This is a genomic window from Francisella orientalis FNO12 (assembly GCF_001042525.2).
Lineage (GTDB): Bacteria > Pseudomonadota > Gammaproteobacteria > Francisellales > Francisellaceae > Francisella > Francisella orientalis.
On record NZ_CP011921.2, the window covers coordinates 1 to 25029 of the forward strand.

Consider the following 25029-nt stretch of genomic DNA (forward strand, 5'->3'; position numbering starts at 1 on the left):
TGGGACGTTTTTTTATTATGACTACATGGAATAAGTGTTTAAAAAAGATAAAAAAAAACCTTTCTACGTTTGAATATAAAACATGGATTAAACCTATTCATGTAGAGCAAAATAGTAACTTATTCACAATTTATTGTAATAATGAATATTTTAAAAAACATATAAAATCTAAGTATGGATATCTTATTTCATCAACAATAGAAGAGTTTCATAATGGTGATTTGCTTATAGAATATTCTAATAAAAAGTTTTCTGGAGAAAAAGCTTCGGGAGTAGCTTCGGTTGGGCCACAAGCAAACTTTTTTAATCAGAAAAATGTTGAAATAAAAGATGATTCTGAAGAAATAAGTCTAAATCAAGAGCCTAAGAAGAATCAAAAAAAACCATCTTCTAAAAAAACGGCTTCCCAAGAGTTGTTTGGTTTTGATGAAGCTATGCTTATCACAGATAAAGATGATCAAGAATATTCTTTTGGTTTACCACTAAAAGAAAAATATGTTTTTGATAGTTTTGTCGTTGGTGATGCAAATAAAATAGCTAGAGCAGCGGCTATGCAAGTATCTATTAATCCTGGTAAATTGCATAATCCATTATTTATATACGGTGGTAGCGGACTTGGTAAAACTCACTTGATGCAGGCTATTGGTAATCATGCTAGAGAAGTTAATCCAAATGCTCGAATTATATACACAAACTCAGAACAGTTTATTAAAGATTATGTAAATTCAATTAGATTACAAGATCAAGATGAGTTTCAAAGAGTGTACAGATCTGCAGATATTCTTCTCATAGATGATATTCAATTTATTGCAGGTAAAGAAGGTACAGCTCAAGAGTTTTTCCATACGTTTAATGCTTTGTATGAAAATGGTAAACAGATTATCCTGACTAGTGATAAGTATCCAAATGAAATAGAAGGTTTGGAAGAAAGATTAGTTTCACGCTTTGGATATGGTCTAACAGTTTCTGTAGATATGCTAGATTTAGAAACTAGAATAGCTATTTTGCTCAAAAAAGCACATGACTTAGGACAAAAACTACCTAATGAAACAGCAGCTTTTATAGCTGAAAATGTACGTACAAATGTTAGAGAGTTAGAGGGCGCTTTAAATAGAGTGCTAACAACCTCTAAATTTAATCATAAAGATCCTACTATAGAAGTAGCGCAAGCTTGTTTAAGAGATGTTATAAAAATACAAGAAAAGAAAGTAAAAATAGATAATATCCAAAAGGTTGTTGCTGACTTTTATAGAATTAGGGTAAAAGACTTAACTTCTAATCAAAGAAGTAGAAATATAGCTAGACCAAGACAAATAGCAATGAGTTTGGCACGTGAGTTGACATCACATAGCTTACCAGAGATAGGTAATGCCTTTGGTGGTAGAGATCACACTACAGTTATGCATGCTGTCAAAGCTATAACTAAATTAAGACAAAGCAATACTTCAATATCTGATGATTATGAGTTGCTTTTAGACAAGATTTCTCGTTAAATAAAAATAGGAACTATTATCAAAGGGGTTTTTAAAAATGAATTTTGTACTAAATAGAGATGACTTACTAAAGCCTTTACAGTCAATGTTATCAGTGGCTAATAGTAAAAGTACAATGCCTTTATTATCATGTATATTGTTTGATATAAATAACAATAATCTTAAAATTACAGCTTCTGATCTTGATACAGAGATATCATGTAATATAGCTGTTAGTTGCAATACAAACGTAAAATTAGCGTTAAATGCGGACAAAATATACAACATTGTTAGAAGTTTAAATGATAACTCTATGATCGACTTTAGAATTGATGATAATAAAGTTACAATTATTTCTAATAATAGTACATTTAACCTTATATCGCTAAATGCTGATAATTATCCTTTAATTGATAGTAATATTAATGAGCAAGCAAGTTTTGATATTTCTCAACAAGACTTTCATCATATTATCTCAAAAGTAGATTTTTCTATGGCTAATGATGATACTAGATATTTCTTAAATGGGATGTTTTGGGAAATTAACTCAAACTTACTTAGAGCAGTATCTACAGATGGACACAGAATGTCTATTACAGAGTCTATAATAGATAGTAAAGTTTTAGATAGTGATTCGCAGTCAATAATTCCTAAAAAGGCTATTTTAGAACTTAAAAAGATAGTTGGCAAAACAGAAGAAAATATCAAAATATGTTTAGGTAAGAACTATCTTAAAGCAGAGTTTGGTAATTATGCATTTATATCAAAACTTATAGATGGACGTTATCCAGATTATCAAAAAGTAATCCCTAAAAATAACACAAAGCTTCTTGCTGTAGATAAGCAAGTTTTGAAAAATTCATTGTTAAGAACATCTATTCTAGCTAATGATAAATACAAAGGTGTACGTTTAAATATATCTCAAGGACAAGTGCTTTTATCTGCAAATAATCCTGATAATGAAAAGGCTGAAGATAAAGTAGAAGTTCAATATAATGATAATGATATGGAAATATGTTTTAACTACAAATATCTTTTAGACATTATTAATGTTTTAAGTGAAGAAACTATGACTATTTATCTTGATAATCCTAATATGAGCGCTTTAGTTAAAGATGAAAAAGATAATAGCTTGTTTATTATTATGCCAATGAAAATTTAAATTATTTAGTAGTATCTAAAATTGAATTAATAAAGCTTTTTATAGAGTCTTTAGGGATTCCATAAGTAATATAGAAGTTGTCATCGGTATCTTTATTATAGTTTTTCTTTATACTTTTAATTATATCTTTAGGGAAATAAGCTAGATCAGCTAAGCCGTAATCAATAGCACTATTCTTATATGTATTTTTAGCAATAAAAATAACATTTTTTGAAGCACTTAAAGCTTGTGAACCCATAGAAGATTTATGTACTATAAAAATATTACTTGAAGTTGATAAGCATATAGTGGATGGGTTTTTTGAATCAGTATCAGCAATTACCATATTTTTAATATCTAAAATATTCTTCTTATTATGCCTCACAAGCAATAGGAGCTTCATCAATTTTCTCATGGATTATAGGAGCTTTTATAGTTCTTTTAATAGCTTTCTTATTATCAGAACTAGCTGTGAAATATCCTACAAATGGATTATTTACGCGATTAGTAACTATATCGCATAATCAGCATTTTGGTTTTGTAACAGGATTATCAAACTGGACGCTAGGGCTTATAATTGTACCTTTATGGCTACAACACAATATATTTCTTCTATATATGAGCCAATTATTCCTTATGTATTTAGTAATGGTGAACTTACTTTTGTAGGAGTTTTAGTAGTTGCAGTGTTTATGTTACTGTATACTTTGATAAATTATTGGGTATCAAATCTCTATCAAAAATTAGTAACTCATTAACATCTTTGAAGATAATCATACCCATAGCTACATCTGTGATAATAATGATAGCAGCATTTCATTCAAGTAATTTTGGTGGTGAAAATGTTCGTTTTATGCCAGATAGAGTTAGTGGTATTTTTAATGCTATTGTTACTTGAGGCATATTTTATTCATTTTAGGATTTCAGATGACAGCTAGTTTCTCAGCAGAGCTAGATAATCCTAGAAAAAATATTCCAATAGCATTAGTTAGTAGTGTATTGATAGTATTATTCATATACCTATTATTACAAATATCATTTATTGGTGGTGTACCTGAAAAAATGCTAGAAAATGGTTGGGGTGGCTTAAATTTTGAATCTCATTTAGCTCAATTAACAGGAGTATTAGGTTTAAATGCTTTAGCTTTGGTACTTTATGCAGATGCTCTAATTAGTCCATCAGGAACAGGTATTATCTATCTAGGTGCTAGTACTCGTATGTTAAATGAAATGTCAAAAGCAAAGCAAATGCCTGGTTATTTTGCTAGAGTAACTGAGGGTGTAAACGTTTCGCGTACTTCATTAATTTTTTCATTTATCTGCTCTTTGATTTTGATATTTTTCTTTAGAAACTGGCAGATGATAGCTTCTTTAACAACGACTTTTATATTAGTATCATGCATAGCTCTACCTATTGCATACGCAAAAATTAAAGCTAACAAAGCTGATCCTTTACCTTTGAGCTATCTACCTTTTTCTAGAACTATTGCCTTTTTGGTATATATGTTTTTGACATATTTATTGATGATTGCAGGAGTGCTTAATTTAACAGTTGCTCTAGTTCTACACATAGTATTTTTCATAATATATGCATATATAGATAGCAAAGGAGATTTTTCTAAAATCACAAAAGCATTTGCTTCATCATGGGTTATTTTTGCATATTTAGTATCTGAATTAGTATTTGGGTATATATATGAAAATATATCTTCTTATAACTTATTTGCGTTAGTATTTGTAGTTATATCTGCTGTTTTATACATTTTATTGATAAATCAAAAAAGTTACTTATCAAAAAGTTAATATATCTTTATAGACACCAATTTATACTGCTAAAATTTATAGTATGTAGAGTTAATATATTTTATGTACAACTATGGATCATATTTTGTTTTCTTATGTTTTAGATGGTCGAGGTGGAGCAGCTTTATTAGAACCACATACAAATCAACTAAATAATACAAATCAAAAAATTATTTGGACGCATTTAGATGCTAAAAATCCTCAGAGTAGAGAATGGTTAAATAAAGAATTATATTCTTTAGATCCTTTTATTACCGATGCGCTGCTTGCTGAAGAAACAAGACCTAGATTTACCCAGATAAATGATGGTATGTTAGTTATTTTAAGAGGAATGAATCCTAATAAAAATGAGTCTCCGGAAGATATGATTTCAATAAGATTATGGATGGATAAAAATCGTATAATTAGTACACGATTTAGATCTTTAAACTTATTTGATGATATTAAAAAAAGTTTTGAAGATAAAACAGGTCCTAAAAATTCAGCTGATTTTATATCTGTATTAGTAGCAAAATTATCCATTCGTATGGAGTCTATCTTAGCTGATATTGATGATAGACTCATATATATAGAAGAGCAAAGTGTAGATATAATTGATATAGACCTAAGAGAATCTATAGCAGATTTACGAAAACAGACAATAATTTTTAGGCGGTATATAGTTCCACAAAGAGACGTAATTGAGCAATTACGTTTAAGTAGTTTAAGTTGGTTATCGAACTCACATAAACGCTATTTAGTTGAAATATATAATTATGTAATGAGGTACGTAGAGGATTTGGATGAAGCACGTGATCGATTACAAGTAGTAAAAGATCAAGTCAGTAATACTTTAAGTGATAAACTTAATAAAAAAATGTATTTTCTATCTATTATTGCTGCTATATTTTTGCCTTTAAGTTTTTTAACAGGATTATTAGGAATAAATGTTGCTGGAATACCAGGATCACAAAATGAATATGCTTTTTGGATATTTTTAGCTATCTTGTTATTTATTGTAATATTACAAGTATATTTGTTTAAGAAATTAAAATGGTTTTAAAACTAAGGTTTTATTACCTTTATATTAAACTCTTTTCTTATGTCTGATAGAGGAGTATTTAGATATTTGTCATAATTATACCAATCCCATTTTTTTGACATTCTATAAGCTTTAAACACAGTTAATAAACATACTGGAATATGTTTAATCATTACTAAGTAGACAATAGACTTATATTTATATTTTTTGAGGTAACTATTTATAACAGTTTTATAATTAACAAAATTAAAAAATTTTTTGTAACCCTTGAGTGTGACATTAGTACCTACTAAAGTCCAAGTATCATTTATAGCTTCACCTCTAATCTCAAAAGGAATGGTCCCATATGAAATATGTGCGATATCATGATTTCTAAACCATTTGCTGGCTTCATCATGACCATCATTTGAGTTTAAAAAAGAATAATTTTTATTATATTCTTCTAAACTCTCGATTAATGTTAATTTACAGTTTTGCTCTAAATATTGCATTGAGAAATTATAGAAAATAGAATTTGGATATATAAATATTATAAGGCATAAATATAATAATTAGTTATAAAAAATAGATTTCCGAAGATTTATTCAGCAAAATTTTCCTTATTTGAGTCACAACATTTATTAGCTTGATTTTTGTTACAAGGATAGTCGCATTTAGAACCACAGCCACAGTGACCTTTTTTATGGTATTTAGCGGAAAATAGTACTAAAACAATAGATATAACTACAAGCCATATATTTTCGTGTACAGAACCAGGAAATATACATAAAATCAGCATTATAATTTTCAAAGCGACAGCAACTCCTAAAACTGTTAAAAAAAACAGCTAACGCACAAAACTAAAATTGCTTACAGCAAGAATCATTTTCTTAAATGAGCATTTCATTTCTATTCTCCTAAGATTTTTAATGGCATTTATATTTTATCAAAGAAGTAGTGATCTAGCATAGAAAATAATAAATGATAAATAATGATTAGTGTTTAGTTATGTAGTTAAGACTAACAGCAGATAGGATGATGATTAAAGATATCCAAACAGTTATGTTAGAAGGATCATGGTTTATTAATATACCAAAAATAACTCCAAAAAAAGTACTAGATAATTAGTAAAAGAGGTAAAAACTGGATCTGCAACCTTTATTAAAGAAGCATAAAGAAAATATACAATACCAGCACAAAATATACCTAAATATACTAAAGAAGATAGTGCAAAAGTAGAAGAATGAATGCTAGCATAGCTTGGTTTAAATATAATCAATAAGATAGATAACTGTAAGGTTGAAGCAATAAGAATATTTCTTGAAACAATAATAGGATTATCGTGGAAACAAGATTTACTTAAAAGTAATAAAGCTAGAGCAAAGGATGTAGTTGCTAATAGTATTGCTAATATCCCATATATATTTATTGAATGATTATCAGCTACTAAATTTGGATAAAATAATACTAATAAACCAATAAATCCGACTGAAATACTTAAAGTATTAGCAAAAGTTATTCTAGATTTAACTACTAATGGTCCAAGTAAAACAACAAAAAAAATAGCACTGTCCCTGTCAAAATAGCGGTAATGGATGGACTAGTGAATTTTTGACCCCATGGTATTAGCATAAAAGGCATTGTAGCTTCAAGAAAAGCAATTAAGGAGTAAATAGCAAAATCTTTTTTGAATGATTTAGATTTTAAACCTAAAAAATAACAAACAAAACAAAGAATCAAACAACCAATAAATGATCTAGCAAAAGCAATCAAAATTGGTGGTATGTCTAGAAATTATGATCCCCAAATAAGTCCTATAGCAAATAGTAAAGAATATTTTTTAATCATTTTTATAAATATCTTAAATTAATAATTGATGACTATTCTATAAAATATTTTCACAAAGAATAAACTTTTTATTGTAAAAAATATCAGTTGCATGTTTATATTTTCTTGGTTAGAGTTATTATTTAACAGTTTTATAAAAAGGATAACTAATATAAAAAATTTTTTGATTACTTTTATCGTTATATTGTCATTTAATTCAATATACGCTAAAAATTTAGAGCTTATGCGACAAAATATTGGAAATGCAAATCAGAATACAGAACAAAGTAGTAGTAAAAACAAACAACAAGTATCTAACCAATCACATCAACTTTTTAATGAATATAAAAATCAAAGTTAGTAGTTAGGCATACTTGATAAAATCAAAAAATGGTTTGTTACCTTAGGTTTTATTAGTAAGTAAGGAACTTTGTTGTCTCTGTACAAGAGGAGTAGCGCTAGAAGTTATATTTCTATCATTTATCAAGGTACAGCTTCTAATAATATAATAATGAGAGCAAAAGTTAATATTTTTTTCATTAAAATTTGTACCTGAGTCCTTATATCTAAATAATAACTATTTTAAATTATTATTCAAAAAAAATTGAATACAACTGGTGGAGGCGGCGGGACTTGAACCCGCGTCCACAAACTCTCTATCCTTGGATCTACATGCTTAGGCTAATCTATTTGAGTTTAGCTTGACTACTCTCCAATTAGCCAGGGTAATAGTTAGCGAGTCTGTTAAATACGGCCTTAACTCCCAGACAAAAAGCAAAGACCGTCTTATGCAGAATATGAACGGATGTAAAGATAGTGTCATAAGAAAGACTATCATATCCGTGCGTCTCTAGGTTATTAAGCTAGACTAGGCAGCTTTAGTAACAGCAGCAAAGTTGCTGTCGTTAGCCGCTACGCGGTTTGCTTTTTTGTTGCCAGTTATTATTGGCATTTGTACTGTTATTAACGAGGTTACGGTACTTCCTCGACATGCACCTTAGATTTTGACATTCATGTCGAAACCATATTCGCCCCCATTTGGGTGTGATACAATTTATACTTTATTATTATAAATGTCAAATCTTAAGTATGATTCTAGAATAAAACATAGATAGCTGAAGATAATGCAACAATACCAACAAAAAGTATGAAACTATCAGCTAGTAGATTTTTATATTGCTTTAGATATTTGATTTTATAGATACTATAGATAGGCATAATAAATAGTATTACAGCTAAAATAAGACCGCCAATACTAGATATCATATCTAGTATATTTGGGTTTAAATAAGCAACTAACCAACATGACAAAAATACTATAGATAGTGTAATTGGTTTTATAGTTTTTTGACTGATTGAGTTTTTTGAGATTTTGCAAATTATACCGTCTATACCTTCTTTTGAGCCTAAATAATGACCAAAAAAAGACTTACTCATAGCGACTATAGCAACTAATGGAGCTATATAATCTAAGGAGTAGTCATCAAAATGGCTTGCTAGATAAGATAATATTGAAACATTCTCTTCTTTTGCAGCTATTAAGTCATCAGGAGACAGAGTTAGCATCGAACTAAATACAAATATGACTACTGTAACAATCATTAGAATATTACTAAAAGCAATAATTCTCGATGCTTTTTTATCAGCATCTTGTTTATATTTTATTTTTGCATAAACAGCTAACGATGAAATAATTGGCGAGTGATTAAATGAGAATATTAGTATCGGCATGATTATCCATATAGCTAATAAAATACCCGAAAAAGAGTGATTATACTCAAAGCTATTGCGTAGAATATTAATATTCCAGTATGGAATCATCCATAGTGAAAGCACTAATAATGCTATGATGAATGGGAAGACCAAAAAGCTCATTACACGAATAATTAGTTTCTGACCAAAGTTAATTATAAATACTAACGAAAGTATAGTAAAAAAGCTTAAAAGGAATCTATTTTGTATATCATAGTGGAGCGGATATTTAAAAAAGCTAACTAGAGTATTTGTAATACCAACGCTATAAACTAATAGTATCGGCAATATGGCAAATAGATATAAAACATTAAAAATAATACCACCAAACTTACCAAAATAGTCATCAGCGACTACAGTAATGTCAGAATCAGTATTTGGGTTAGATATTACAAATCTGCACAATGCTCGATGTGACAAAAACACCATTGGAAAAATAAAAACTAATACTACAAGTATTGGTATAATTCCTGAAATTCCAGTTTGAATTGGTAAAAAAAGTATGCCAGCTCCAATAGCCGTACCAAACAGGCTAAGTGACCACATAAAGTCTACATTTCTTTTCATAGTAAATATCTAGTTAAAAATATAAAAATAGTATTTACAGAAAGCTATATTCAGCAATCTATAAACTAAGTTCAAAAATAATTAATAAAATTTAATGTAAAAAGAAGAGATTGTCAAAAAAACAAAGCTATAAATATCTAATTAAATTTAGTTTTGTGACTTTAGAAGTAATGATAATAGAGCCATTCTCATAGGAACACTATATTTGATTTGTTCAAAGTATTTTGTACATTCAAGCTCATCAATAGATCTATCCATCTCATCAACTCTTGGCAGAGGATGAAGGATTATGAAGTTACTAGAGGCTAAAATATGCTTTCTATCTAAGTAGCATAAATCTTTATTTTTTAAATAACTCTCTTCATTTGGAAATCTCTCTCTTTGAACACGAGTTACATATAGTACATCTAAATCTTCTAAGACATCACTATTTACTTGTTCTAGTTCTATGAAAGAATTGCCATTTTTTTCAACAAAATCTCTAAGTTTCTCTGGTATTTGCAGTTCTTTTGAAGATATAAATTTAAATGTAGCATTATATTTAGTTAGGATATTGGTTAGTGAATGAACTGTACGACCATATTTCAGATCACCTAAAAAACCAACTTTTAGATTATCAAGAGAGCCTTTCTCAGAATAGATAGTATATAAATCAACCAATGATTGAGTAGGGTGTTCATTCTTGCCATCACCAGCATTTATCACAGGTGAGTTGACATATTTGGAGAACTCTTCAACACTGTGAGGCTTAGGGTGACGCATCACGATAATATTAGCATACTGATCTATCATTCTACCTGTATCATCAAGGGTTTCGCCTTTTTGAGTAGAGCTAGAAGAGCCATTTTCTAATGATATTACTTTACCACCAAGTCTATTCATCGCCGACTCAAATGAAAACCTTGTTCTAGTGCTAGGTTCAAAAAATAAAGAAGCTAATATTTTGCCTTCTAAATCTTTGATAGGCTCTGAATTAGCTAGTTTATCTTTGTAAATATCAGCTTGATGGAATAGTTTATTTAAATCATCTTTAGTAATTTGATCACCACGTAATAGCTTTTGAAATGATAGCATTTTGATACTCCAGAAGATTATTCTCCTTTGGTACTACGAAGGGGTGGCAGTTGAAGACACCACAACTCACCTATCGGTACCCCTCTCAAGAGAGGAATAGGGTAGTTTTTAAAAAAGCAATGAATCCTATGGTCAAGCCATAGGATGACATACTTTAACTATTAATCCATTCTTTAACAGTTTTAACATCAAAATCATTATTGATTTTGCGCATATCTTTAACAGCAATTACAAAAGCCTCAAAAGCTCCAATTGTTGTGACATAAGAAACTCTACTCATAATAGCAGCTCTTCTTAATGCTAAACTTATTTTCAGTCCTTGCCTTATTGATGTATTAACCAATAAGTCAACTTCACCCGCTTCGATTGCTTTGACAGTACTGTGTACTTGATTGTTACCAATATTATCCGAAGCTTTATCAAAAAGCTTACACTCAATACCATTTTCTTTTAAGAAGCGCTCAGTACCTTTTGTTGCAAAGATGTTAAATCCTAGTTCTAACAGCTCTTTAACAGGTTCTATTATTTTTGGTTTATCAGCATCACTTACAGATATTAGAATATTGCCCTTTAATGGTAGCTTATTAAAAGACATTTCTTGAGCTTTATAGAATGCTATTCCAAAAGATCTATCTATACCCATTGCTTCACCTGTAGATTTCATCTCAGGGCCTAAATAGCAGTCTACATCAGCAAATCTACCAAATGGGAATACCGCCTCTTTGACAGAGAAATGTCTAGGGATAGGGTTGTTTAAGATAAACTCAGATAGCTTCTTACCAAGCATAAGTTTAGTAGCAATGTTTGCGATACTATTACCCGTTGCTTTTGCTACAAATGGTACAGTTCTTGATGCTCTTGGATTTACCTCAATTACATATAACTCACCATTTTGATATGCAAATTGGATATTCATTAGACCTATTACATTTAGTTCTCTAGCTAACTTGATAGTTGCCTGCTTAACCTCTTCGATTTGTTCATCTGATAATGAACGAGTAGGGATAGAACAAGCTGAATCTCCAGAGTGAATACCTGCTTCTTCAATATGCTCCATAATACCCGCAACAAATACGCGATCACCACCATCAGCTAAAGCATCAACATCTAGTTCAGTTGCATTTTTGAGGAATTTGTCAATCAAAATAGGACCTTCAAGAATACATTTAGCATTAGTCTTAATATATGCATCAAGTTCTTCTTTTGAATGAACAATCTCCATTGCTCTGCCACCTAATACATTAGAAGGTCTTACAACAACAGGGTAGCCAACATTTACAATTTTTTTCTTAATTTCATTAATCGTATAGGCAATAGTGTTTAGAGGTTGCTTCAAGCCAACTTTATCTAGTAGTTCTTTGAATCTTTCTCTATCTTCAGCTAGATCAATTTTATCTGGATCTGTACCTAGTATAGGGATGTTGTTTTCATGAAGAGCTGATACAAGTTTTAAAGGAGTTTGACCACCAAACTGTACAATTACACCTAGTACTTCGCCTTTACGCATTTCATTTTTGATAATATCAAGAACATTTTCAGCCATCAATGGTTCAAAGTATAATTTATCAGAAGTATCATAATCTGTAGAAACTGTCTCGGGGTTACAGTTAATCATGATAGTTTCGATACCTTCTTCTTTAAGAGATTTAGCAGCGTGAACACAAGCATAATCAAACTCAATACCTTGACCAATACGGTTAGGACCGCCACCTAATATTATAACTTTCTTTTTGTCAGAAATTTCTGATTCACAGTCGCGAACGATTTCTTCGTAGCTATAGTGCTCATAAGTAGAATATAAATAAGATGATTTAGAGTCAAATTCAGCAGCACAAGTATCTACTCTCTTAAAAGTAGGGTAGGTTTCTTTACCGAAACGGAAGTTTCTAATATATCTCTCAGTTCTACTAACAAGCTCAGCAATTTTTGCATCAGAGAAACCTAGATTTTTATAAACAGAGAATTCTTCTTTGCTATTTGGTAGACCTGTTTTTTTAAGCTTCTCTTCAGCATCTACAATAATTGCAATTTGTTCAATAAACCAAGGATCTATTTTACAAGCATTATAAATTTCTTGTTGAGATATACCATATCTAAGAGCCTGAGCTACTCTTAGTATTCTCATGGGAGATAACTCTTCTAATGATTTTAGGATAGCTGCTTGGTTTTCTTGTTTGGTATTTGATTCACTTACACCCGCTATTTCGATTTGATCAAGACCTGTTAAGCCAGTTTCAAGTGATACCAGAGCTTTTTGTAAGCTTTCTGTGAAAGATCTACCAATTGCCATAGCCTCACCAACAGACTTCATCTGTGAAGATAGATTTGATGGTGTAGTAGGGAATTTTTCAAATGTAAATCTAGGAATCTTGGTAACGATATAGTCAATAGTTGGCTCAAATGAAGCAGGTGTAACTTTTGTAATATCATTATCAATCTCATCAAGGGTATAACCAACTGCTAGTCTTGCTGCAACTTTTGCAATAGGATAACCAGTAGCTTTTGATGCTAATGCAGATGAACGCGATACCCTAGGGTTCATCTCGATTACAACAAGCTTTCCATTCTCTGGGTTTACTGCAAATTGTACATTTGAGCCACCTGTTTCGACACCAATCTCTCTAAGTACAGCAATAGAAGCATCGCGCATGATTTGGTATTCTTTGTCTGTCAAAGTAAGTGCTGGAGCTACTGTTATACTATCACCAGTATGAATACCCATTGGGTCGATATTCTCAATTGAGCAGACAATGATTGAGTTATCAGCTTTATCACGGATAACTTCCATCTCATACTCTTTCCAACCTAAGATTGACTCATCTATTAGTACTTCATTTGTAGGTGATAGGCTTAGGCCATTTTTTACAATTGATTCAAATTCTTCTTTTGTATAAGCGATACCACCACCACTTCCACCAAGTGTAAATGATGGTCTGATAATAGCTGGTAAACCGATATCTTCTAGTGCTTTATAAGCTTGTTCTATCGTTTGTACTACAACGTTTCTAGGTACTTCTAAGCCAATTTTTGCCATAGCTTTGTTAAATCTTTCTCTATTTTCTGCTTTATCGATAGAGTCAGCCTTTGCCCCAAGCATTTCGACATTGTATTTTTCTAGGATGCCAGCTTTATCTAATTCTAGAGCGCAATTAAGTGCTGTCTGACCACCTACTGTAGGCAAGATTGCATCGGGCCTTTCTTTAGCTATGATTTTGCCAACACTCTCAACCGTAATTGGCTCAATGAAGATCTTATCTGCGGTTGTTGGATCTGTCATGATTGTTGCAGGGTTTGAGTTAACCAGATAGACTGTGTAGCCATCTTCTTTCAAAACCTTACATGCTTGAGTTCCTGAGTAGTCAAACTCACATGCTTGACCGATAACAATTGGACCCGCGCCTAAAACAAAAATACTTTTTATATCGGTTCTTTTTGGCATTTTATTAATTCCCTTTTTTACTATCTGCTATTATCTCGGCAAATTCATTAAATAGATATTTGCAGTCATGCGGACCAGGTGAGCTCTCTGGGTGATACTGTACCGCAAAAGCTGGTCTGTCTTTGAATCTTAAGCCCTCAACTGTACCATCAAAGAGTGAGCTCATATGAATCTCAAAATTATCTGGTACTACATCATCACATACCACGAAACCATGGTTTTGGCTTGTGATAAGAACTTTCTTAGTATCGGCATCGAGTACTGGTTGGTTTACACCACGATGACCTTTGTGCATTTTTTTAGTTTTTAGACCAGCTGCTAGAGCTAGTAGTTGGTTACCTAAACAGATACCAAATATTGGCATCTTAACTTCTAGAAGTTTTTTGATTACAGGCATAGTGTAGTCAGAGGTAGCAAATGGATCTCCAGGACCATTTGACAAAAACACCCCATTAGGATTGTGTTTCATAATATCTTCATAAGTACTATCTGCAGGTACTACAGTTACCTTAAAACCAGCATCTACTAGGTTTCTTAGAATATTGTATTTGACGCCATAATCGATAACTACAACACTATACTTGTAGCTTTCTTGCTGTTTGTACACTTGTTGACCTAGTGAGAATGTATGCTCATTCCAATCATATTCTCTATTTGTAGTTACACTGATTGCAAGGTCTCTACCGTTTAGGTTTGATTTGTTTTTGATACGAGATCTGACATAGTTTGCATCCAAAAACTCACCTGGTTTGACCGAAAGTATAGCAACTCTTACTGCACCTTCTTTACGTACTTTACGTACTATAGCACGCGTATCAACACCACAGATACCTACTATATTTCTATTTTTTAGCCATGTATCTATATGTTTTTTTGATCTAAAATTTGATGGGCTAGTTAGATTTTCTCTAACAATTAGACCCTTAGCAAATACACCTAGTGATTCGTTATCTTCGTTATTGATACCTACATTACCTATGTGAGGGAATGTAAATGTGATTATCTGACCAGCATAAGAAGGGTCTGTAAGAGTTTCTTGATAACCTGTCATTGATGTATTGAAACAAATTTCGCCGTCTGTCCAACCACGAACTCCTATTGATCTACCAAGATAGTATGTACCATCTGGAAAAACCAATAAAGCATTAGTCATATCGTTAGCTAATATCATAATAAAAACAACCTTTTTGTGATGAATTGAATTGGAAGAAAAAATATTTGAAAAACTTTTCTGTCATTACTTTTTACAAAGTTAATAGGCAAATTGAAAGTATTGTAGGCATTCGAGACCTATATGTAAAGGTTGTTTTCTCAAGTTTTAACTAAAGTTGATTTTGGTCTAGTTTTAAAGCTATTTTTATACTATAATTAATTTTTATATCTTTTGATTTTTCACTTTCATAGTCTGAAAATACCTATTATAAAAATACATATTTAAATATCTGCTGTAGGAATTGTGATCTTTGGTTTATGTTTGTATTGGATATTAACGGGAGAGAGTTTTTGGGAAATTTAGTGTAAAAAACTATGCTAATTGCATAACAGGAGGTGGGAAAGAGTTAGAACTCATACCACTAACTTTATATAAACTAAAACCAAAATTTAAAGTTGCTAAACTAATTGTGATTACTAAGACTGCTTTTCTCATTTCTAATTACCTTTTTAAATATGTTCTGTATCGAGATGTGACTATTATTACAAAGTTTTTTTATAAATAAAAATATGTTATTTTGATTTAATATATAAGATATTTTGATATTGAGTATTTATCTAAGTTGCTCTGACAAATAACAGTATCAACCTATAAAATCATAGTTTTCATTTTTTAAAATGTTAATATATGTGAATTATTTAAAAAGACTTCTCGACAAAGTTATGAAAAAAATTATTGCGACTTTCACATTACTATTTTTATTGATACCACTAGGTTACTCGGAAGGTAAGCTAGTTTTTGTATCGATGATTACACGCCATGGTGATAGAGCACCTTTTGCCAATATCAAAAATGCTGAATATGATTGGGGAATAGGACTGTCTGAACTTACTCCAATTGGTATGAATCAAGAGTTTAATCTAGGTGGTCAGCTCAGAAAAAGATACATCAAAAACTTTAAACTACTGCCATGCAAATATCAGAATCAGAGTATATTTGTATTAGCTAGCCATACTAATCGAACTGTAGAGAGTGCACAAAGTTTATTAATGGGGTTATATCAAGCCGGTACAGGTCCAGTTTTAGATAACGGACAATATGCTATTAATGGAGGCTTCCAACCGATTCCAATTATGACTTTATCGGCTGAATCTAAGCTTATACAGTTTCCTTATAAGCTGTATCTAGCTGTGTTGAGAGAATATATCTATAACTCTAAAATATGGCAAGATAAAACTAAAGAAACAGAACCTAACTTTGCAAAATGGCAGCAAATATTAGGTAATAAAATATCAGGTTTAAATGATGTTATTACAGTAGGAGATGTCTTGATAGTTGCCAAAGCGCATGGTAAACCTTTACCAAAAGGATTATCTCAAGAAGATGCGGATCAGATAATTGCTCTTACAGATTGGGGCTTGGCACAACAGTTCAAATCACAAAAAGTTGCTTATATTATGGGTGGCGAGCTTACTAATAGAATAATTGAAGATTTAAATAATGTCGCTGATGGTAAATCTAAATATAAAATGACTTATTACTCAGGTCATGATTTGACTCTTTTGGAGGTTATGGGAGCGTTAGGAGTACCTCTAGAAGAAGCACCAGGCTATGCAAGCAATCTACAGTTTGAGCTTTTCAAAGATGATGATATTTACAAAGTTAAACTTAGATATAATGGTGAATATGTTAAATTACCAATTATGGATAAGGATGACAGTTGTACACTAGATGCTCTAAATAAATATATGCAAAACATCAACGATAAATTCAAAAAATAGATTTAATTATTTTCTTAGATAAGCAGTGTAATATTGTTCTGCCATTCCTTCAACCTTTCTGTAATCAGGAATACATTCTCTTGGCTTACTATCAATTAGCTCAAACTCTATATTTGGAGAGAAGCTCTTTATTAGCTCAGCTTGAGTAACACTATATGGAGGAGTCCGAGATTTTTTTGTCATGCTCCATTACTAGGAGTAATATTTGTGTTTTATCTGGGCAAACTTCTAGCATCATATTTGCATATCTAGTTCTTATATCTTCTGGCAAAGCAATATAAGCACCTCGGTCGTACCAAATGTCAAAAGTTAGTAAATTTTTAGCTATTTTAGGTAAGTTAAAAATATCTGTTACATATATCTTAATATCATTACTTTAGTAACATTTGTAGTCACTCTCTTCGGTAATTTCATATTTGATATTATTTTGGCTAAAAAATGATAAAACAGCTTTTTCTGAAAGTTCGATACTGACTACTTTAACACCCTTAGACAAAAAGTACAGCATATCTATACTACAGCCACACATTGGCACCAGACATACTGAAGAGCTATTTATATTTAATCTAGAAAAGTGTTTAACCAAGAATTCATTAGGAGCTTCTTGACAAAAATCGACATCATTATTTTGCCATCTATCTAACCAGTATTGATTATTATTAGGCTCAACTTTATTCATACTATCTCTAATTGGTAGTGATTAACCTATTAGACATATTAACATGAACGATTAGATAAATATTACTTTTAAATATGGCGATTTATACTATGGTTCTTTATAATCTCGGTAGATTATAAAGGAGGAAAGAATGTCAAATCAAAGTTTACTTATCAAAAATGCTACAGTTGTAAATGAAGGCAAAACATTTAAATCTGATGTTTGGGTTGAAAATGGCAAGATCGCTCAAGTTGCTGCAAATATAGACAAATCAGCAGATAAAATTATAGATGCGACAGGCCTTCATCTACTACCAGGTATGATAGATGATCAGGTACATTTTAGAGAGCCTGGCCTTATGCACAAGGGAGATATTGAGTCAGAATCTCGCGCTGCTGTAATGGGCGGTATCACATCATATATGGAGATGCCAAATGTAAATCCAGCTACTACAGTAGTTGAGCGGTTAGATGATAAAAAAGAGCGTGCGGCAGCTAGATCACATGCAAACTATGCTTTCTATCTAGGTGCGACAAATGATAATGTCGAAGAACTAAAACGTCTAAAACCAAATGATGCTTGTGCTATTAAGATCTTTATGGGTGCTTCAACTGGTAATATGCTAGTGAACAATCCTGAGACATTAGAAGGCTTTTTCAAAGATAGTCCGTTACTAATTGTGACGCATTGTGAAGATACGCCAATGATTACCGAGAATGAAAATAAAGCACGTGAGAAATATGGTGAAAATATACCTTTTGACTTACATCCAGAAATTCGTTCACGTGATGCATGTTTTAAATCGTCTGAGCTTGCAGTAGGTCTAGCAAAGAAATATAAATCAAGATTACATGTATTACATCTAACTACAGCAGAAGAGATGGTACATTTTGATAATACTATTCCATTAGAGGAAAAGCGTATCACAGCAGAGGTTTGTGCTCATCATTTATTCTTCTCACGTAAAGACTATGCTGATAAAGGCTCACGTATTAAATGTAATCCAGCAGTTAAAGAAGAGAGTGATCGTTTGAAACTTCTAGAATGTGTAGCTAATGATACTATTGATGTAATTGCTACAGACCATGCCCCACATACTTGGGAAGAAAAGCAAGGTACTTACTTTAAAGCGCCAGCTGGTTTACCACTTGTTGAGCAAGCTCTTACCTCAGTATTAGAGCATTATCACAAAGGTTTCTTAACTTTAGAGCAAGTCGTGCAAAAGACAGCTCATGCTCCAGCTATAGTTTATAAAGTAAAATATCGTGGTTTTATCCGTGAAGGATATCATGCTGATTTGGTATTAGTAGATCTTAATGGTCTACATACTGTGACAGATGAAGGTTGTCATTATAAGTGTGGCTGGACTCCGTTTGATGGTATTACTTTCCAATCAAAGATTCAGACTACAATTGTAAATGGTGTAGTTAAATATCATAAAGGCAAAGTTGTTAGCGATCAAAGAGGGCAGTGTTTAGAGTTTAATCATGAGTTTTGATAGAAAACAGTGGGTTAGCTTGATACTGCCACTATTCTTAATTATGGTGCAGATCTTTGTTAATCCTAAAGGATATAATTTTATTATCCTCATGTTTATTTTTTATCGTTTATTTATCGTAAAAATTGTGAAAAAACTTTTTTGACTTTAATATCAAAACTCAAGATTTTAAAGCTTGAGAATAAGCTTTTACGATTTATCTCAAAACTAAAGAAATTAAAGAGGATATAGAGGTTAAGTAAAAGAACATTGCTGATATAGCTAGTAGGTTATATATGTTTGGATTAAATAGGCTAAAAGTTAGCTTATCTTTCTCTGCTTCTAAAAATGTTTTGACAGTTATAGATATAGAAAGATTTAATGAATTAGTAGAAAGTTGCCAGTCTTTACCTAGTGATGTAAAGGTGAAAGTTAGTAACCATGCAAAAGCTATATTTAAAGAAGGTTGTTTAAAAGGGGATATTTTTAACTTAGCCGAATACATAATAAATAATGGAATTGATAAAAAATATTCTGCTCACGAAAGTTAGTTTTTCGCTACTTAACTGCGTAAGTTATAGCGACATACTTTTTTCATGGCAGAAAAAGTATGCAAAACTGCCTAGCACTACGCTATCGTAGCCAAAATCAAATGGAAAATAAAAAACCCACTTCGTTCAGACAGTTTTATTTTCTTATTATTTGCTTTTGAAGCTACTAACCGCTAATGTGCGGAGATTCCTTTTCAAATATTGTGGGGGTGGATTGCGAAGCAAGACAGGGTAGTATTTTCACTATTTTACATACTTATCAAACCAAGCAATTTGCTTAGCCAATATCTTCTGTAGAGGCTTGTCTTCATAGCATTCATAGTGACTAATACCCTCTAGAACCATTAGCTCTTTTGGCTCATTAGCTTTTTCATATAATATATGCGACTCTTCAACTGGGTTTACAGAGTCAGTATCAGAAGCAACTATTAGTACAGGAATTTTTAAATCGCCAATATAGTTCTCAGGCTTATGCGATATCGTTTCATTAACTGTAAGAAACGGAATTTTAATATCAAAAGCATCATACTCTTTAATATATCTCTCATAAAAGCCTATAGATTGCTCATCTGTTAGTACCTTATGTAAATGTACCATCATCTCTTTACCAGTTTTTTCTTTTTTAGCTAACATTTTGTCAATCATGCCAAGGAATTTCTCTTTTTCTTCACCTGACATATTACCTGTGATTACTCTCTCACCATTTCCAAAAGTTAGTTGAACTGATAGACATTTGACGAGATTATTTTGTGCAGCTGCTGTGATAGCGTTAGCACCACCATAAGAAGTACCCCAAAGTCCAATTTTATTAGAATCAACAAAGTCTAGACTAGCTACATAGTCAATCGCAGAGTGAATATCTTCAATTTGTAGTTTTGGCACTAGTCGACCTCTTTCGCCTTCGCTTTCGCCAAAGCCTCTATAATCAAAGTTAAGTACAACATACCCAGCCTTTGCAAAAGCTTCAGCATATGCCGGTAACAATACTTCTTTAAACCCAGCAAAACCATGACATAAAACTATCGCAGGATATTTACTATTTTGATCAAAGTTTTCAGGTTTATATAGCTGTGCTGATATATTACATCCATGAGATGTGAAGTTTACTTTTTCCATATTTCTTCTATTTGTCGGTTTATATACTTGTGTAACTTTATTTTAGCAGAAATTAAGCTATGTAACTTACAGAAGAGATTTTTATATACAAACTTATTATGACAAAAGAGTATAATGGTAAGTAAATCTTATTATTGATATTGGATATGGATAAACAGCAAATAATTACTGCTACACAAAATTGGGTCAAGACATTTGTTGTAGGAATGAATCTTTGTCCATTTGCTAAGCGTGAAGTTGTTAAAAATAGAGTTCGTTATTTTGTCTCAGAAGCAACAACCACAGAGCAATTATTAGCAGAAATACAGACAGAACTAGAGCTATTAGAGAGTGACACGAATATTGAGACAACTTTAGTTATTCATCCGTATATTTTACAAGACTTCTACGACTACAATGACTTTCTATATGATACAGATAATCTTTTGATTGATATGTCATTAGAAGGAGTTTATCAGATAGCAAGTTTTCATCCTGATTATCAGTTTGAAGGGATAGACTTAAATGATGTTGAGAATTATACAAACCGTTCGCCTTATCCGATGTTGCACTGGATTCGTGAAGAGTCTCTTGAGAGAGCAATAGCAAACTATCCAGACCCTGATGATATACCGCAAAGAAATATTGATTTGATGAATGAGCTAGGATTAGATAAAGTTAAAGTTTTGTTAAAATCGTGTTTTGATATTTAAGGCTAAAAGTCCGCTGGCTAATTAACTTATAATTACTGATTTTTATACAAATACTTGTCTAATAATATAATCACCCAATGACTCAGATATTATGTTTAGAGCTCTTTCACTAACCTCAATCAACAATAGTATAAATAATGCGATAAAGATTCCTAAAGCTCTATATGTACCATCAGAGAAGCTAAAAAACTCTAGTTTTGTCGAGAAACAGACTATCATAAATGCTCTATTTGCTTGCTCATAAGCATATCCATACGATGGATGTTGTAATGCAAAGTACGTAAAGATTGTTGAGAAAATTATAAATAATGGAAATATAATAATTGGTAAATAGCTTGATATTACAATACAAGCAATACCGCATGATACTCCTAGTAAACATCCAAAGAATCTTCGATGAAATACAAGGACAGTTTTATTTATCTCAACTCCGGATATAATTACGATAGTTATAATCATATTGACTGAGCCACCGGGAACGTTTACAAACATCCAAAACAGTACAGCCAAACTCATTGCAATAAATATTCTAGTTGTATTTAATAGAGCGTCTTGATTTGATAGTGGTGGTGGTGGTGAGAAGCTTTTTCCTTTTTTAATTGGTAATATAAGCACAAATATTAAGGCGCATAAAACACCAACAATATTGGTGAGTATTCGATACTCTGTTAAATAAAAAGCATTAGTAGGCTCTACGATACAGCTAGCCCCTATAAAAGATATATGTAAGCCAATGAACAGTAGAAAATAGCCCTCTTGAGGATAGATTTTTGAAAAAAATAAGAATATAGCTCCTACTATAAAAATAATAAGTATGCCTACAAATGAAAATTCAACAAAAAGTATACTTAAGTATAAACCTATAATAGAACCAATAATTGTAGCAATAGCTCTTCTCAACGACTTATAGATAGTAAGAGAGGATCCTGTTGAGAATATTACGATAGCAGCTGTAGCAGCCCAAAAAGGATAATCAAAATTTAGAACATCATTAATAATAATTGCTATTACACCACATATAGAAATCGCTATAGATATTAGCAATATCTCTAGAGATTCTTCTTTTTTGATATCATATAACTTAGAACCATACATGGACATCTCCACCAAGTCTAAATTCTTTTGTATCTTTAGATAAAACTTCTATAAGTACAGGAAATCTATAATCCAATCTAACCCAGTCTATATTTCTTTCAATATGATAGAGAGCAGAGAAATTATTATATTCGGGTCTTGTGATTCCTTTTTCGATATCAACTATTCTACCTGTATATTTCTTAAATCCTGTTAGGCTTGTAGTCATACTAATAGTCTGGCCAACAGATAAATATCTAATATTACTTTCTTTGACATTTGCCACAACATACCATTTATGAGTATCAACGATAGAAAATAAATCTTCTCCTTTATTAATGAAATCGCCCTTTTGTAATATAAAGTTTGAAATATATCCATCTGTTGTGGCTTTGATGGAACATCTACTCAAAGAGTACTCTTTTTGACCAATCTTTGATTGAGTTATTTTCTCATCAGATAGAAGATCATTTTGTCTGATTTTTAGGTTATCTACATTCTGACACGCTTTGACAAATTGAGACTCACTAGATATTAGGTTTTTTTCAGCTAAGTCTTTTTGTTGATCAGATACGGCACCATCTTTTATTAGAAGTTTATATCTCTCAAAATTTCTTTTCTCAACAATTAGACTTTCTCTAGCTAAATCTCTTTGCTTTTCAGCAAGTTTTATTTTTATGACAATATCTTTAAGTTCTAGAGCTATCTTTTTATCTTGAGACTGTAGTATATTGAGCTCTTTTGTTATGTATCTGCAATCTAGTTCAAATAATGTATCCCCCTTGTTTACATATGATCCTTTTTTGATGTATATCTTCTGAACTTGTCCATTTTCTACACTATTTACTCTGGTAAAGTTGGCATATAAATAAGCATCTCTTTCGAAGCTAGCATCAAAGTATAAAAAAATACATATAAGAAAAATAATAATAAATAGTATTATTACAACAGCCATTAGTTTTGATATTTTCATCGTAAAAACTCTTTTACTTAATTTTGATTGAGCTACAACAAACTTGAAGTGCAAATCTTATGAAGAATTATGGTTTGCTATACGGCTAATCCTTCTTTAAGAGTATTTAGCAGAGCAGAAGATCTAATATAATCTCCGTTACTATCATATTTGATCATAATCTTTGTGATATTTTTGGATATTCTGTGGATGATTATTTCTATTCGATCACTATGATTCTTATTATTTATAGCTGTTATAGTTGCTTTGTCATTAGTTTGACTATTTTCTACTAAATCGTAAGCATGACCATTCTCATCATAAGTAATACCTGCCTTGATACTATTGATTATCACCTGATAGACTTTGTCAAAACTATGATTAAGTTCTGCAATGTAGTATCCATTTTCATACTTGGTATTGTCAATCGAGGCACAGCTTGTAGTAATGACAGTTATAAGTATTATTACAATTATTCTTAACAATGATTTGGAATAGTTCTTCATAATGTTCATTTCCTATGTATCGCAGATTTTTATAAAAAACTTCTAATATATATTTTCACACTAAAATTATCTTTGAAAAACATATATAATAATAATTATGTATTTTCAAATTGGAAATAGTATGGATAGGTTTGATTGCATGAAAAGTTTCATTCTAGTAGCTAAGAATCTTAGTTTTACAGTAGCCGCTAGAAAACAAGGTTTTGGATTAGCAAAAGTTAGTAAGCAGATTAATTTTCTTGAAGAATGGCTATCATCATCACTTTTTATACGTACTACAAGAAAAGTAGAGTTAACAGCTAAAGGAGAAGTATTTCTTGACTACGCGCAAGATATTGTAAAGCGTGTCGAAGGCGCACAAAATGATATTGAGAATAGAGATATACAACCAAGAGGTGAGATAGCAGTCTCGATAACAGCAGGACTTAATGCCGCTTTTTTTATTGAGCATTTTGCTAATTTTTTATCAAAATATGATCAAGTAAAGCTCAATATACATAATATTAATTCCCCACTTACAGTCTTAGAAGGCACATGTGATGTCTCCATAAGTTCTATAGATGTTGCTGACCCTAGACTGGTTAAATATGTTTTTTGTTCATTTAAGCGTAAATTGTATGCATCACCTAGATATCTTGAGAAAAAAGGAATCCCTAGATCTTTATCAGATCTGTCTCATCATAATACTTTAGTAAATACCCTCACTCACCCCAAAGGTTGGCAGTTTGGTAAATCATCTGTAAATCTGAACTATGATTATTTATCTAGCTCAACAGATGAGTTAAAAAATGCAGCCATACACGGACTGGGAATTATTTGGTCGATTGACCCCTTAGTTAGACAAGAGGTTAATTCTAGAGATCTGATAGAAATTAAGATGGATGAAGCCCAAGAAGATGTTAAGTTGTATTGCTATTTTTTACAAACATCAAAACAAGATAAGAGACGTATTCTTGCAGAATATTTGCTTAAGAATGTAGATATTCTCTAAGTT

The 25029-nt window shown here is 31.3% G+C and carries 24 protein-coding genes, 1 other RNA gene and 1 pseudogene; 12 read left to right on the forward strand and 14 right to left on the reverse strand.

All coding sequences use genetic code 11. The features are described 5' to 3' along the window. The first annotated feature begins 17 nt into the window (after positions 1–17). Positions 18–1493 (forward strand): chromosomal replication initiator protein DnaA, encoded by a 1476-nt coding sequence (gene dnaA, locus FNO12_RS00005; protein ID WP_041257418.1) that lies wholly within the window; start codon positions 18–20, stop codon positions 1491–1493. A 37-nt stretch (positions 1494–1530) separates the two neighbouring features. Further along, positions 1531–2634: a DNA polymerase III subunit beta gene (gene dnaN, locus FNO12_RS00010; RefSeq protein ID WP_014714133.1), complete on the forward strand. Its 1104-nt coding sequence runs from the start codon at positions 1531–1533 to the stop codon at positions 2632–2634. Position 2635: 1 nt separating this feature from the next. Here the strand turns inward: dnaN and FNO12_RS00015 are convergent, their stop codons facing one another. Next, positions 2636–2998, reverse strand: coding sequence for a hypothetical protein (locus FNO12_RS00015; protein ID WP_174805288.1), 363 nt, complete (start codon positions 2996–2998; stop codon positions 2636–2638). Between the two features lie 35 nt (positions 2999–3033). Here FNO12_RS00015 and FNO12_RS09840 point away from each other — a divergent pair, with 35 nt between their 5' ends. From FNO12_RS09840 to FNO12_RS00025, 4 genes are all read left to right on the forward strand, one after another. Continuing rightward, on the forward strand, positions 3034–3282 hold the full coding sequence (locus FNO12_RS09840; RefSeq protein ID WP_231138691.1) for a hypothetical protein: 249 nt from the start codon (positions 3034–3036) through the stop codon (positions 3280–3282). Further along, positions 3201–3371, forward strand: coding sequence for a hypothetical protein (locus FNO12_RS09845; RefSeq protein WP_231138650.1), 171 nt, complete (start codon positions 3201–3203; stop codon positions 3369–3371). Before FNO12_RS09840 ends, FNO12_RS09845 begins: the two co-directional genes overlap by 82 nt. 169 nt (positions 3372–3540) lie before the next feature. Then, a complete protein-coding gene (locus tag FNO12_RS09850) occupies positions 3541–4416 on the forward strand; it encodes an APC family permease (RefSeq protein ID WP_231138651.1) in 876 nt (291 codons plus the stop codon). Positions 4417–4489: 73 nt separating this feature from the next. Continuing rightward, entirely contained in the window at positions 4490–5458 is a 969-nt protein-coding gene (locus FNO12_RS00025; protein WP_014714135.1) for a zinc transporter ZntB, read from the forward strand. Positions 5459–5460: 2 nt separating this feature from the next. Here FNO12_RS00025 and FNO12_RS00030 read toward each other — a convergent pair whose 3' ends face one another. Together FNO12_RS00030 and FNO12_RS00035 are read right to left on the reverse strand one after the other, a co-directional pair. Continuing rightward, the gene (locus tag FNO12_RS00030; RefSeq protein WP_014714136.1) at positions 5461–5928 is read right to left on the reverse strand and encodes a hypothetical protein; all 468 of its coding nucleotides are present in this window, start codon (positions 5926–5928) and stop codon (positions 5461–5463) included. Between the two features lie 89 nt (positions 5929–6017). Further along, positions 6018–6227, reverse strand: a complete 210-nt coding sequence (locus FNO12_RS00035) for a hypothetical protein (RefSeq protein WP_014714137.1) — start codon at positions 6225–6227, stop codon at positions 6018–6020. A 1200-nt stretch (positions 6228–7427) separates the two neighbouring features. On the opposite strand from FNO12_RS00035, the gene FNO12_RS00045 reads away from it, so the two are divergent. Then, positions 7428–7604: a hypothetical protein gene (locus FNO12_RS00045; RefSeq protein WP_231138653.1), complete on the forward strand. Its 177-nt coding sequence runs from the start codon at positions 7428–7430 to the stop codon at positions 7602–7604. 254 nt (positions 7605–7858) lie between these two features. On the opposite strand, the gene ssrA is transcribed toward FNO12_RS00045, so the two are convergent. The 6 genes from ssrA to FNO12_RS09855 form a co-directional block, all read right to left on the reverse strand. Then, positions 7859–8279: a transfer-messenger RNA gene (ssrA, locus tag FNO12_RS00050) on the reverse strand. Positions 8280–8338: 59 nt separating this feature from the next. After that, on the reverse strand, positions 8339–9562 hold the full coding sequence (locus tag FNO12_RS00055) for an aromatic amino acid transport family protein (RefSeq protein WP_014714139.1): 1224 nt from the start codon (positions 9560–9562) through the stop codon (positions 8339–8341). Positions 9563–9709: 147 nt separating this feature from the next. After that, positions 9710–10636, reverse strand: a complete 927-nt coding sequence (pyrB, locus tag FNO12_RS00060; RefSeq protein WP_014714140.1) for an aspartate carbamoyltransferase — start codon at positions 10634–10636, stop codon at positions 9710–9712. Between the two features lie 154 nt (positions 10637–10790). Next, a complete protein-coding gene (gene carB / locus FNO12_RS00065; RefSeq protein WP_014714141.1) occupies positions 10791–14075 on the reverse strand; it encodes a carbamoyl-phosphate synthase large subunit in 3285 nt (1094 codons plus the stop codon). Between the two features lie 4 nt (positions 14076–14079). Further along, positions 14080–15246, reverse strand: coding sequence for a glutamine-hydrolyzing carbamoyl-phosphate synthase small subunit (gene carA / locus FNO12_RS00070; protein WP_014714142.1), 1167 nt, complete (start codon positions 15244–15246; stop codon positions 14080–14082). 354 nt (positions 15247–15600) lie between these two features. After that, entirely contained in the window at positions 15601–15723 is a 123-nt protein-coding gene (locus FNO12_RS09855; RefSeq protein ID WP_014714143.1) for a hypothetical protein, read from the reverse strand. Between the two features lie 227 nt (positions 15724–15950). Between FNO12_RS09855 and FNO12_RS00075 the strand changes: the two genes are divergently transcribed. Beyond that, positions 15951–17009, forward strand: a complete 1059-nt coding sequence (locus tag FNO12_RS00075; RefSeq protein ID WP_174805263.1) for a histidine phosphatase family protein — start codon at positions 15951–15953, stop codon at positions 17007–17009. A gap of 6 nt (positions 17010–17015) precedes the next feature. Here the strand turns inward: FNO12_RS00075 and FNO12_RS00080 are convergent. Beyond that, a pseudogene (locus FNO12_RS00080) lies at positions 17016–17688 on the reverse strand (thiopurine S-methyltransferase). A gap of 130 nt (positions 17689–17818) precedes the next feature. On the opposite strand from FNO12_RS00080, the gene FNO12_RS00085 reads away from it, so the two are divergent. Both FNO12_RS00085 and FNO12_RS00090 read left to right on the forward strand, forming a co-directional pair. Beyond that, positions 17819–19165 (forward strand): dihydroorotase, encoded by a 1347-nt coding sequence (locus FNO12_RS00085; protein WP_014714145.1) that lies wholly within the window; start codon positions 17819–17821, stop codon positions 19163–19165. 275 nt (positions 19166–19440) lie between these two features. Then, on the forward strand, positions 19441–19695 hold the full coding sequence (locus FNO12_RS00090; RefSeq protein WP_014714147.1) for a hypothetical protein: 255 nt from the start codon (positions 19441–19443) through the stop codon (positions 19693–19695). 243 nt (positions 19696–19938) lie between these two features. On the opposite strand, the gene uilS is transcribed toward FNO12_RS00090, so the two are convergent. Then, complete coding sequence (gene uilS, locus FNO12_RS00095) at positions 19939–20811, reverse strand: UilS family quorum-quenching N-acyl-homoserine lactonase (RefSeq protein WP_014714148.1); 873 nt, start codon at positions 20809–20811, stop codon at positions 19939–19941. Positions 20812–20957: 146 nt separating this feature from the next. Here uilS and FNO12_RS00100 point away from each other — a divergent pair, with 146 nt between their 5' ends. Continuing rightward, the gene (locus FNO12_RS00100; RefSeq protein WP_014714149.1) at positions 20958–21503 is read left to right on the forward strand and encodes a DUF1415 domain-containing protein; all 546 of its coding nucleotides are present in this window, start codon (positions 20958–20960) and stop codon (positions 21501–21503) included. A 42-nt stretch (positions 21504–21545) separates the two neighbouring features. On the opposite strand, the gene FNO12_RS00105 is transcribed toward FNO12_RS00100, so the two are convergent. From FNO12_RS00105 to FNO12_RS00115, 3 genes are all read right to left on the reverse strand, one after another. Then, positions 21546–22598 carry an FUSC family protein gene (locus tag FNO12_RS00105; RefSeq protein WP_014714150.1) on the reverse strand — a complete coding sequence of 351 codons (1053 nt, stop codon included), beginning with the start codon at positions 22596–22598 and terminating at the stop codon, positions 21546–21548. Next, positions 22585–23550, reverse strand: coding sequence for an HlyD family secretion protein (locus FNO12_RS00110; RefSeq protein ID WP_014714151.1), 966 nt, complete (start codon positions 23548–23550; stop codon positions 22585–22587). Before FNO12_RS00110 ends, FNO12_RS00105 begins: the two co-directional genes overlap by 14 nt. A gap of 77 nt (positions 23551–23627) precedes the next feature. Next, complete coding sequence (locus FNO12_RS00115) at positions 23628–24035, reverse strand: DUF3568 family protein (protein ID WP_014714152.1); 408 nt, start codon at positions 24033–24035, stop codon at positions 23628–23630. Between the two features lie 121 nt (positions 24036–24156). On the opposite strand from FNO12_RS00115, the gene FNO12_RS00120 reads away from it, so the two are divergent. Next, positions 24157–25026: a LysR family transcriptional regulator gene (locus FNO12_RS00120; protein WP_041257268.1), complete on the forward strand. Its 870-nt coding sequence runs from the start codon at positions 24157–24159 to the stop codon at positions 25024–25026. Positions 25027–25029: the final 3 nt, after the last annotated feature.